This window comes from Chryseobacterium sp. GVT01B (assembly GCF_019970045.1).
Classification (GTDB): domain Bacteria; phylum Bacteroidota; class Bacteroidia; order Flavobacteriales; family Weeksellaceae; genus Chryseobacterium.
Genome location: NZ_JAHXYI010000002.1, coordinates 83,485 through 94,854, shown reverse-complemented (window position 1 = coordinate 94,854; position 11,370 = coordinate 83,485). Strand labels below are relative to the sequence as shown.

At 35.7% G+C, this 11,370-nt stretch carries 14 protein-coding genes; 11 read left to right on the top strand and 3 right to left on the bottom strand.

The genetic code is table 11. From position 1 onward, the window contains the following. Positions 1-54 precede the first annotated feature (54 nt). Genes LC457_RS03895 through LC457_RS03885 form a run of 3 tightly spaced genes read left to right on the top strand, consistent with a single transcriptional unit; the run spans position 55 to position 3,279 of the window. Positions 55-1,176 (top strand): amylo-alpha-1,6-glucosidase, encoded by a 1,122-nt coding sequence (locus LC457_RS03895; RefSeq protein ID WP_223598691.1) that lies wholly within the window; start codon positions 55-57, stop codon positions 1,174-1,176. Between the two features lie 58 nt (positions 1,177-1,234). Then, positions 1,235-1,879 (top strand): hypothetical protein, encoded by a 645-nt coding sequence (locus tag LC457_RS03890; RefSeq protein ID WP_223598690.1) that lies wholly within the window; start codon positions 1,235-1,237, stop codon positions 1,877-1,879. After that, on the top strand, positions 1,876-3,279 hold the full coding sequence (locus tag LC457_RS03885; RefSeq protein ID WP_223598689.1) for an MFS transporter: 1,404 nt from the start codon (positions 1,876-1,878) through the stop codon (positions 3,277-3,279). The genes LC457_RS03890 and LC457_RS03885 overlap by 4 nt, the downstream gene beginning before the upstream one ends. A 26-nt stretch (positions 3,280-3,305) precedes the next feature. Here LC457_RS03885 and LC457_RS03880 read toward each other — a convergent pair whose 3' ends face one another. Together LC457_RS03880 and LC457_RS03875 are read right to left on the bottom strand one after the other, a co-directional pair. Continuing rightward, on the bottom strand, positions 3,306-3,566 hold the full coding sequence (locus LC457_RS03880; protein ID WP_223598688.1) for a hypothetical protein: 261 nt from the start codon (positions 3,564-3,566) through the stop codon (positions 3,306-3,308). 220 nt (positions 3,567-3,786) lie between these two features. Next, complete coding sequence (locus tag LC457_RS03875) at positions 3,787-4,470, bottom strand: hypothetical protein (protein ID WP_223598687.1); 684 nt, start codon at positions 4,468-4,470, stop codon at positions 3,787-3,789. A gap of 384 nt (positions 4,471-4,854) precedes the next feature. Between LC457_RS03875 and LC457_RS03870 the strand changes: the two genes are divergently transcribed. Next, positions 4,855-5,223, top strand: coding sequence for a hypothetical protein (locus LC457_RS03870; RefSeq protein ID WP_223598686.1), 369 nt, complete (start codon positions 4,855-4,857; stop codon positions 5,221-5,223). A 36-nt stretch (positions 5,224-5,259) separates the two neighbouring features. Here LC457_RS03870 and LC457_RS03865 read toward each other — a convergent pair whose 3' ends face one another. After that, positions 5,260-5,895 carry a hypothetical protein gene (locus LC457_RS03865; RefSeq protein WP_223598685.1) on the bottom strand — a complete coding sequence of 212 codons (636 nt, stop codon included), beginning with the start codon at positions 5,893-5,895 and terminating at the stop codon, positions 5,260-5,262. 154 nt (positions 5,896-6,049) lie between these two features. On the opposite strand from LC457_RS03865, the gene LC457_RS03860 reads away from it, so the two are divergent. From LC457_RS03860 to LC457_RS03830, 7 genes are all read left to right on the top strand, one after another. After that, positions 6,050-6,622, top strand: a complete 573-nt coding sequence (locus LC457_RS03860; protein ID WP_223598684.1) for a C40 family peptidase — start codon at positions 6,050-6,052, stop codon at positions 6,620-6,622. A gap of 11 nt (positions 6,623-6,633) precedes the next feature. Continuing rightward, the gene (locus LC457_RS03855) at positions 6,634-6,963 is read left to right on the top strand and encodes a LytTR family DNA-binding domain-containing protein (RefSeq protein WP_223598683.1); all 330 of its coding nucleotides are present in this window, start codon (positions 6,634-6,636) and stop codon (positions 6,961-6,963) included. A 109-nt stretch (positions 6,964-7,072) separates the two neighbouring features. After that, complete coding sequence (locus tag LC457_RS03850; RefSeq protein ID WP_223598682.1) at positions 7,073-7,444, top strand: DUF2255 family protein; 372 nt, start codon at positions 7,073-7,075, stop codon at positions 7,442-7,444. Between the two features lie 296 nt (positions 7,445-7,740). After that, on the top strand, positions 7,741-8,352 hold the full coding sequence (locus LC457_RS03845; protein WP_223598681.1) for an isoprenylcysteine carboxylmethyltransferase family protein: 612 nt from the start codon (positions 7,741-7,743) through the stop codon (positions 8,350-8,352). A gap of 71 nt (positions 8,353-8,423) precedes the next feature. Beyond that, positions 8,424-9,236: a 2,3,4,5-tetrahydropyridine-2,6-dicarboxylate N-succinyltransferase gene (locus tag LC457_RS03840; protein ID WP_223598680.1), complete on the top strand. Its 813-nt coding sequence runs from the start codon at positions 8,424-8,426 to the stop codon at positions 9,234-9,236. A gap of 29 nt (positions 9,237-9,265) precedes the next feature. Beyond that, positions 9,266-10,435 carry a glycosyltransferase family 87 protein gene (locus LC457_RS03835; RefSeq protein ID WP_223598679.1) on the top strand — a complete coding sequence of 390 codons (1,170 nt, stop codon included), beginning with the start codon at positions 9,266-9,268 and terminating at the stop codon, positions 10,433-10,435. 5 nt (positions 10,436-10,440) lie between these two features. Further along, positions 10,441-11,370, top strand: a complete 930-nt coding sequence (locus tag LC457_RS03830; protein WP_223598678.1) for a glycosyltransferase family 2 protein — start codon at positions 10,441-10,443, stop codon at positions 11,368-11,370.

Below are 11,370 nucleotides of genomic sequence, written 5' to 3'. Positions count from 1 at the left end.
GATATCTCATTGAAAATCATTACGGTGATTTATAAAAACAACTTATTCAATAATATGTTTACACAAAAAGCTTTACAGGTTATAGAGCAATCCATCTCAGAACAGGGAATTCTTGCCTCTTGCGAAAGAAAAGATAACTATGCCAGAGTATGGTCCCGGGACTCAATGATGACAGGGATTACGGGGATTTTAATCAAAAATCAAACAATTGTGGATGGACTGAGGAAATCGGTGAAAACATTGGCAAAGCATCAGGCTGAAAACGGTCAGATTCCTTCTAATGTAGATGGTGAAAAAGTTAGTTACGGAACACTTGTAGGGCGAACAGATGCAACAGTCTGGTGGATTATCGGGGCTTGCGAATATATCATGTATGCAAAGGATGAAGACTTTAAAAAAGCTTTAAAAGAAAAAATAGATAAGGCATTTTCCTGTCTGAAAACCTGGGAATTCAATCAGAGAGGTTTGGTGTATAGCCCTTTGGGAGGGAACTGGGCAGATGAATATGTCACCTCAGGTTATGTTCTGTACGATAATGTACTTCGCTATTGGGCGTTCAAAAGTGCAGCGAAAGTATATGAAGATGCAAGTCTGCAATCTCTTGCTGAAAAAACAAAAGAGCTGATAGAAAACAATTTCAGGAAAAGCAGTACTGATGCAGACCGATATCATGAAAATGCTTATCAGAAAGCAACCGAAAAACCCTATTTCTGGGCATCATTGAACGCAAATGGATATGATGAAAGATTTGATCTTGCTGGAAATGCATTGGCTGTTTTTTTAGGTCTGGATTTAGATTTAAGTGCTTTTACTCATTTTTTAGAACAGTTAAAAATCGAGTTCGGTCACTGGATGCTGCCAGTATTTTATCCGATTGTATTCCCAGAAGATCCGGATTGGAATTTACTAGAAAATAATTATAGCTATCAGTTTAAAAATCAGCCTTATCATTTTCATAATGGCGGATCATGGCCCATATATCTTGGTTGGCTTTGCCTGGGATTGAAAAAAAGAAAGCATGATGAAATACCACTGAAAATTGTAACTGGATACGAAAAACTTTTCACAGAAAAAGGAGCAGATTTCAACGAATATTATTCTACAGATCAGCTGATCCCTTCAGGAACTGAATTTCTTTGCTTTTCAGCTTGCGGCTACCTTCTGATGAAGATCTGATACAAAGATCAGGATCAGGTTACAATACAATTTATATATTTTTAAAACGGATTAAAAGATGATTGGAGATGTCATACATTTAGAGCAGAAACATTTGGACACGGCTGAAAATATTTACCAGATAATAAGGGAAAGACGGCAGCCGTTTCAAAAATGGGCTATTGGAATTGGAGGAGAAAGTGGCAGTGGAAAATCGGTCACGGCCTTTGCTTTAAGTGAAATTTTGGAGAAAAACGGAATAAAAAGTCTGGTGATACAAATGGATGATTATTTTAAGCTTCCTCCTAAAAGCAACCATGAAAACCGGCAAAAGAATCTTAAACATGTAGGTATTCATGAAGTACATCTGAATAAGATTCAGGACAACATAAAAAAGTTTAAAGAGCAAGAACCTTTTATTACAAAGCCTTTAATCCATTATGCTGAAAACTCTATAACTGAGGAAACCCTGGAGATAGAAGGTGTTCAGATTATTATTGTTGAGGGTACTTATGTGTTGAGTATTGATGACTTTGATTTAACTATCTTCATAGATCGTACTTATAAAGATACCTTTGAAAACCGGATGAAAAGAAATCGTGACGAACAAAGTGATTTTATTGAAAAAGTGTTAGAGATCGAACATAAGATTATTCATCAGTTCAAAGAAAAAGCAGATCTCTTACTGGATAAGAACTATCAAATCATAAAGTCTGAGCTATGAATAAGAAAATAATACCAAGACTGAGTTTTTGGCAGATCTGGAATATGAATGTTGGTTTTTTCGGCATTCAATACAGCTTTGGGTTGCAGCAGACCGCTGTCAATCCGTTGTATTCTTTTTTAGGGGCTCATACAGATCAGCTTCCTATTCTTAATCTTGCAGGTCCTGTTACGGGATTACTTATTCAGCCGCTGATAGGAGCAATAAGTGATAAAACATGGAGCGTAAAATGGGGACGCCGGAAGCCCTTTTTCTTATTGGGAGCGGTACTATGTAGTCTTGCATTATTTGCTTTTCCGTTCAGCTCTTCGATCTGGATGGCAGTGGGACTTCTCTGGATTCTGGATGCCGCCAATAATACAGCTATGGAACCTTACAGAGCTTTCATTGGAGATAAACTTCCGGAAGAGCAGCAGACTTTTGGCTTTCAGATGCAGAGTCTCTTTGTAGGTGGCGGAATTACACTGGCTAATCTTTCCCTTTTTATTTTTCAGAAATATTTTGGAGGAAATAGTGAAGCAGGGGGAATTCCTGCATGGGTTTATTATTCATTTTTTCTGGGTTCATTCTGTTCTGTTATCTCTGTGCTATGGTCTGTATACAAGACACCGGAAATTCCTCCAACAGATGAAGAGCTTATTCAGTTAAAAGCTGAAAAAGAGAATGATACACTATTTACACCGTTCATCGATATCTTTAAATCTATTGTTAATATGCCAAAAATACTTTGGCAGCTGGCATTGGTCTACTTATTTCAATGGTATGCACTTTTCTGTTACTGGCAGTTTGTTACCCCTATGATCAAAAGGACTCTCTATCATGTTTCGGAAGCAGATGAAGAAAAAGCAAACTTACTTATCAGACTATCAAAAAATGGATCTGTTGTGTCTCAGAATGATCTGCTGTGGGCAAAAAATGTACTCGGTCTGGTAGAAAAAGCAGTTGGGCAGACAGGCCTTATGAATGGTTTTTATAATTTTATTACTCTGATATCAGCACTTCTTCTGATTCCTTTTGCGCTGAAATATTCTGCCAAAAGTGTTTATGCATTTTGTCTGGTGATTACAGGAATATCATTGCTGGTACTTCCGTTTATCACGGATGAAAATATAATACTGCTGCCTATGGCTCTCTTTGGAATCGGATGGGCTGCCATGATGGGGCTTCCTTACTCCATGGTATCTCCATCAATCCCTGCGAACAAAAGAGGAGTTTATATGGGGGTGATTAATATGATGATTGTGATTCCGATGCTGATACAGACCTTGACTTTTGGAGCATTTTATAAATATATTCTGGAGAGCAATCCCTCTGCAGCGATTATGGCCGCAGGAGTTCTGTTTTTACTGGCATCTTTTTTCGTAATTATTATGAAAGTAAAGAAGTTAACAACAAGTTAGTTTTAAAAGGTATAATTATTTTTTACTTACTCATCGAGCGAGCTGAATGTTAAGTGAGCATACAGGATATTTTCATCATCTTCTCTGGTCCAGGTTCTGCCATTAATCATTCCAAATGCCAGTTTATTGATTGAATATAAATACTTTTCAATTTCCTGCCACTGTATTTCATCTACATAGGATTCTATATTAATCCAGTCACCTACAACGGGTAATATATCAAATTCAACCGCTGGAATGGTAATCTCAATTTCCTTTAAATCATCCGATACAAAAACTACTTTCATATTTTAATATTTAAACCAAATATAGCTAATCTGAATATCATTTAAACTCATTTTTAGAGTGTTTTTAGTAATAAAATGCAATACTATATGATTGTTCATGTGAATGCGTTCCCAATAAAAATAAATTATTTTACCCTCTGAAAAAAGGATTTTATTTAGTAAAAACAAAAACAGCCACAATTCAATTGTGGCTGTCTCTTTTGAAATCAAATATCGACTATTATAAAGATCTGGAACGGGCGATGTTGATAAGATACACAAGATGTGCAAACATGCTTCGTTTTACAGACTCTACTTTTATATCTCCGGTGGCCTGGTTGATGGTAGTCACCAGATCCGTATTACATTGGCCCGCAAAGTTTCCACTTCCTAAATAGTTCACTGTATTGGTACTTGGGTAAGAGATTCTGGGATAGTCAGGCGCTGTCTGATTAGCAACAGGAGTTGTGTTTGCAAATCCTTTATTATCAACATATCGGGCTGTCCATATTCCTAGAAACTGTCCATTTCCTGTGTTAATTCCTTGCCCTACTATAATTTGAGTATCTACAGGATTACTGAACCCCGCACAAGAGGAGTAATGGTTTACAGAAACGGTACAGGAAGAAGCATTATCGCCAGGTTGGAAACATTTTCCTTCGTAAATTGTGAGTCTTTGTTCACTGGAAGAGGTAGAAGTGTTCAATAAAGCTTTCGGAGCGAAAATTTCTTCAGGAGAGATAAGAGTTAAAACTCCTTGTGCATCCGCCGCAACAATTTTTTTTTCAGCATTTGAAAGTCCTCTTACTCTTACCAGGCCATTGACATCTAATGTGTGAGAAGGAGTGGATGTGTTAATCCCTACCTGGGCTATCAAGTTCCCACCAATAGCAAGTGCTGCCAAAAAGAATGTTTTTGTTTTCATGTTATTTTTGAAAAAGGTTAAATTTTTCACTAAGATATGAAATAACTTTAAAACGGATGTGAAAATTGCCTGAAATCTCATGTAAACTAATTGTAAACAAATATTGAGTAGAGTAATATCAGATTTCATGTATCATTTTTTAAATAACTCAAAAATTATACACCTTGTATTTGTTTGAAAAATATTTGTATTTTAGCCAAAATATGTTGTTTTTTAATAAACATATTGGTTGCTAATTAAAATTCAGATAATTTGAATGAAAAAATTAGTAGATTTGCACGGAACAAAAAATAATAAATATTAAGCACTATTCTCTGTGACGGATTTTTAGAAGGGAATTCCATCGAGAATAACAGGATTTTAGGTTATAAAACTACTGAAACTATGAAGAAACTTTTTTTACTTTTATTAACGGCGTTTTTATTTATCGGTTGCAGCTCTAATGATGATACCATCTATGATTATGTAGGAACATGGTCAGGTTCTTATGAAGGAAATGATAAAGGAGTTTGGAACTTCGTGGTAGATGAGAGTGGTAAAGTGGTAGGAACAATGCATTCCGATGTTAATAATGAAAACTATAGTATTTCCGGAAATTTAAGTGAATCGGGAGATCTTAACGCAAGAGTAGGACTTCCTTCACAAGGAGATTTCAAAGGAACGTTAACAACGGAAAAAAAAGGAAACGGAAACTGGTCCAACTCACTTCCTACACCTGCACAGTCAGGAAGCTGGAAAGGAGAGAAGAAATAAAACAAGAAAGTCTGCAAATTCTGCAGACTTTTTTATTTAAACAAATCCCATTCGGGTAATCTCATCGTGATCATTCTTCAGAACTATAAAATAAAGGAGAAGATCATTCTCTGAAAAATACTTTTTAAAAGGCCTTCGCTGCTGATTCCAGCTGATTATTTCTTCAGCATATTCTGTGCTGTAATTTTCAGAATTTAATTTTATTGTTGCAATTACGGCTCTATCAGTGATACAATCATCGTTTTTATATAGGATATGATTCTCAATTCTTATACAATCTAAAACATTAGGAACTGTACCCAGCTGAAATTCTCTCAGAAGCTTTCTTCCTTCTTCAGTCATTAAACCATTTTCAACTGTTCGTTTTCCTCTTTCGGAAATCATATCCAGATCTTTGATCGTTGTCATAACCTTTGCGAACTTCTGGTAGAGGAGGGGATCACCTGCTTCTTTGATGTAGAGATTCAGAGTATTCCGGATAATCTTCCCAATTTTAGAGCAATGCCCGAATTCCGAGCTGTTCTGCCGCACTTTCTCATACGACGGACTTTTTTTAAAAGCTGTTTTATTAAACCCGCTTTTCTTCCGAACCACATTTTTGCCGTTCAGATTATAAAATACAAGGTCACCTACAGCCCCGGTGATCTTAATGAGACTTTCATATGTTGCCATATCTTCAAAATAGAAATCAAATATACCAATAAATACTTGAAAATAAAATTTTAACATATATTTATCATATAGTTGTAGTATAGTTATATCGTAATTAAAATATAAAATGTATATTTGTTGAAGAATTACTTAACCGAGTAAAAATCAGACGAATATGGGATTGGGATTATTTGAACAAAAAATGAGAATAAAGCAGTGGTCTGTTTTACTGATTGCATCTGCTTTTGTAGTGTCCTGTGGGTCATCGAAAAGTGTTTCCGGCAGTAAGAAATCAAATACAAAGACAGTTGCAAAATCTGAGAACCTCAGAAAACTGGATTCAAAATTTGACGGAAGTGTATCCAGATCAATTAATGATATTCTGAAGGACGCCGAAAAATACATCGGAACACCCTATAAATTCGGGGGAAATACATCATCAGGATTTGACTGTTCCGGATTTACCGTAAAAGTATTTGAAGAAAACGACTTCAACCTCCCAAGAAGATCTTCTGATCAGGCTGAAGCCGGAAAAAATATTGATATCAGAGACGTAAAACCTGGAGATCTTTTGTTTTTTGCCACAGCAGGAGGAAGCAGAGTATCTCATGTAGGAATTGTTCATGATATTGGGCCTGACGGAGAAGTAAAGTTTATCCATGCTTCTACCTCAAAAGGGGTGATTATTTCATCCCTGAACGAAAAATATTGGAATAAGGCCTACCTTCATGCCCAAAGAGTTCTGTAAAAAATCTTTAAATGATAGAAAACCGGACCTTTGCCTTCATTAAAACAGATAAAAAGCTGGTCAAGCTTTTCTTCAAAGATATTATTATCATCAAGGGGCTCGGAAACTATGTGGAAGTTCATACCGTAGATCATAAAAGATATATTTACTACAAAACACTTAAAGATCTCATTGAAACCCTGCCGGAAGAATTTATGCGGGTTCACAATTCATACATCGTCAATCTCACCAATATTGAATCTTTAGAAGACAATCACTTAATCTGCGGTGATTTAAAAATTACAGTCGCCAAAAGCTATAAAGAATGTCTGCAGACAGCTCTTGGTAACATGATGCTTTAAAATATTCTTTACATCAGAAAAGCGTTCAACTAGATCATATTTCCTGCCTTGTACATAAATAATTTTTGATTCATCTACTAATGTTTTAGTTTTACATAAAATTAAGATAATGAATAAAGAAAAAGCATTAGATTATATTCAAAATCATACGATTATCGGAATAAAAGCCGGACATCAAAGACCTGAATTTCTGGAAATATGGATGGTTGTAGTCCAAAACCGAATATTTGCAAGGTCGTGGGGACTTGCCGAAAAAAGCTGGTACAATACTTTTTTAGAAGATTCCACAGGAGAGATTCAATGTGGCGAAACAGTTTATTCCATAAAAGCTATGATTCCTGAAGATGTAAATGATCTTACTGAAGAAATTAATCAGGCATATCTGACAAAATATAACAGTGATCATAATATTCAATATTCGCGGGGAATTATTCAGGAAAAACATGTAGTAAAAACGATGGAGTTTATTATTTTGGAGTAAATACATTTAAAATCTTGCGTAATCTCCTCAATCTGCGAGATCATAACGAGTGAAATATTCAATAGGAGCGGGCTTTAGCCCGTTCAATAAAATGGCAATCAATCAATTGGCTTTAGCCAAAACTTATAGTTATCTCGTTAGTCTTTACAAACCACCCCGTCAAAAATTCTTTGAATTTTCGCCACCCCTCCGGAGGAGGGGAAATTTTTACGTTTCCGTTGTCATCTATCTGCTATTCATCATTGCAATAGCATTGCATCACGAAACTTAGCAAATTTGCCTAAAACTATTATCATATGGCAGATTTCATCAGATTTTTTATCCCTTTTTACTTTATTATTTTCTTTTTGGTCTCTTTTGTAGGTATCAGCTACAGAGTGGCTAAGCAAATAGGTAAAAATCCTAATGTTCTTCCCAAAGATGATTCCGCATATGGACTTGTCGGATTTTATTTTAAGCTGGTTTTATTTGCTTTGTTTATCTATGTGATACTTCTTTTATTTTTTCCGAAAGATATTTTCCCTGCTTTTAAAATCAATGTTTTGGAATATAATCTCATTCAATACACAGGCTTAGTTTTAATGATGATGGCCTTGATTTGGGTTGTTATTGCCCAGTTACAAATGAAAAACTCATGGCGTATCGGGATTGACAGTACAACGAAAACAGATTTGGTAACCCATGGATTATTCAGATTTTCAAGAAATCCCATATTCCTGGGAATGACCATCAGTCTTATCGGATTTTGCCTTGTTTTTCCTACTGTCATTGCGCTTGCTTTTTTTCTGATAGGAAGTATTTTGATCCAGATCCAGATCAGGCTTGAAGAAGAGTATCTCCTAAAAGAACATGGGCAAATTTACCTGACCTACAAAATGAGGGTGAAGCGCATGTTGAGTCTTTATTAAAAGCATGATGTTAAAACCCGTTTTGCTGAACTTTTTTGTATCTTTGGCCGGTATAATTTTAAATAAGAAACATGTCGTTACAACAAACTATTGAAAATATCTGGGACAACAGAGATTTATTGCAGAATGAAGACAGCCAGAAGGCGATTAGGGAGGTTATTTCTTTGGTTGATAAAGGTGAACTTCGTACAGCAGAGCCTACTGAAAACGGATGGCAGGTAAATGAATGGGTGAAAAAAGCAGTAGTAATGTATTTTCCGATCCAGAAAATGGAAACTATTGAAGTAGGTCCGTTTGAATTTCATGACAAAATGCCTTTAAAGAGAAATTATGCTGAAAAAGGGGTGAGAGTTGTACCACATGCAGTGGCAAGAGAAGGAGCTTATATTGCTCCGGGAGTGATTTTGATGCCATCTTACGTAAATATTGGTGCTTATGTAGATTCAGGAACAATGGTAGATACATGGGCAACAGTAGGAAGCTGTGCGCAGATCGGTAAAAATGTTCACCTGAGTGGTGGTGTAGGTATCGGTGGAGTATTGGAGCCGTTACAGGCAGCTCCGGTAATCATTGAAGATGACTGCTTCATCGGTTCAAGATGTATTGTTGTAGAAGGAGTTCACGTAGAAAAAGAAGCTGTACTGGGTGCAAACGTAGTATTGACAGCTTCTACAAAAATTATTGATGTAACAGGAGATACACCTATCGAAATCAAAGGAAGAGTTCCTGCACGTTCAGTAGTAATCCCTGGAAGCTATACAAAACAGTATCCTGCTGGGGAATACCAGGTTCCATGTGCTTTGATCATTGGTCAGAGAAAGGAATCTACAGATAAGAAAACATCTCTTAATGATGCATTGAGGGAGAATAATGTAGCTGTTTAAGATTAATACTTTAAACTAAAACTACAATCTTGAAAGAAAAATTTCTTAAAATATTATTAAACCCTAAATATATATTTGGGGTTTATCTTATTATATCCGTTGTTACAGCAATTTCCAAATATCTGAGAGGAGATTATGCGATCAATAACTATCTGATTTTTAAAAATGTATTTTTTAATACTGTCAATCAGAAAAACTTATTTATCCATTATCCCGATCTTTATTTTGATTTAAACCATTATGGCGTATTTTTCAGTGCATTGATTGCTCCGTTTGCCATGATGCCGGATTGGCTGGGAATTTCACTATGGAATATTGCCAATACTTTTATCTTCATTTATGGTATTTACAAACTGCCGTTTTCAGACAGTAAAAAAGCAATTTTCGGACTGCTTTGCCTTCAGGAATACATTACAGCAGCTTTAAGTTTACAGTTTAACGTAGCACTGACAGGCCTTTTACTCTTATCTGCAGTCTATATTTACGAAAGAAAAGAGGTAAAATCTGTAACGGCAATTTTAATAGGAATATTTGTGAAAATCTACGGAATTGTAGGATTGACACAGTTTTTCTTCATTAAAAATAAAGCGAAATTTATTCTTTCAGGAATTGCTGTTGCAGTACTGTTTTTTGTACTTCCAATGGCCTATTCAAGCCCTCAGTTTGTGATTCAGTGTTACTCTGACTGGTTTCGGTCTATTGTAGAAAAAAACAGTGAAAATCAGGTGTTGGGAAATATGCAGGACATTTCACTGATGGGCTTTGTAAGAAGAATTTTAGGAGATGCTTCTATTTCCAATCTTGTATTTTTAGCCGGCGGATTACCGCTTTTTGCTTTACCATATATCAGAATTAAGCAGTATAAGCACTATGCATTCCAATTGATGATTCTGGCTTCAACATTACTGTTTTTGGTATTGTTCAGTTCCAGTTCAGAATCTCCAACCTATATTATTGCGGTTGTAGGAGTGCTGATATGGTTTTTTCTGCAGAAAGAAAGAACACCGCTTATTATAGGATTGCTTGTTTTCGTTATTATTTTCACCTGTTTTTCCACTTCGGACCTATTTCCGAAATTTGTAAAAGAAAACTATATCATCAAATATTCATTAAAAGCTGTACCTTGTATTGTAATCTGGTTGAGAGTAACTTATGAACTTCTGACTAAAGATTTTGAGAAAAATTACAGCCTGAATTAATAAATATGAAGAAAATTTCAATTGTAATTCCTGCCTATAACGAAGAAGGAAATGTCGCAATGATCCATCAGAAAATTAAAGAAGTTTTTGATGGCTTACCTAATTACGACTTTGAAATCATATTTGTAAATGATGGCAGCAGAGACAATACACAACAAAAATTAGAAGAACTTTCCAATCAGTACGATGAAGTGAAATTCATTGAGTTTTCGAGGAATTTTGGGCATCAGCCCGCTGTGAAAGCAGGAATGGACAGTGCACAGGGAAATGCAGTTATTTCGATGGACGGAGATCTTCAGCATCCGCCGGAAATTATTCCTGAAATGATTCAGAAATGGGAGGAAGGCTATGATGTGGTTTTTACTTTCAGGACTTATCCTAAAGAGATATCCCTTTTTAAAAGAAAAACATCAGACTTATTTTATAAGCTTTTATCAAGTCTGTCAGACGTTAACCTAACAAAAGGCGGCGGCTCAGATTTCAGATTGCTGGATGCCAGAGCAGTTGATGTAATGAGAAACTTTAACGAAGATGACTTATTTCTCAGAGGCCTGACGAGTTGGATGGGGTTTAAACAGATTGGAATTGATTTTACCGCTGCAGAAAGACTTTCAGGAAAAAGCAGCTATAATCTTAAAAAAATGTTCACCTTTGCCTTTACGGGAATTACAGCGTTTAGTGTGAAACCATTGTATTTGGCGGCTTATCTGGGCTTTTTATTCTCAGCACTTTCAGTAATCGGATATGGTGCTTATGTAGTTCATTCCTTTATTGCAAAAACGGAGATCTCGGGTTGGGCTTCATTGATTATGACGATTGTTTTCTTCGGAGGACTTCAGTTAATCATCCTCGGAATCATGGGGATTTATTTAGGTAAAATATTTAAACAGGTGAAAGACAGACCTAATTATATTATTAAAAACAAAAATTTTTAG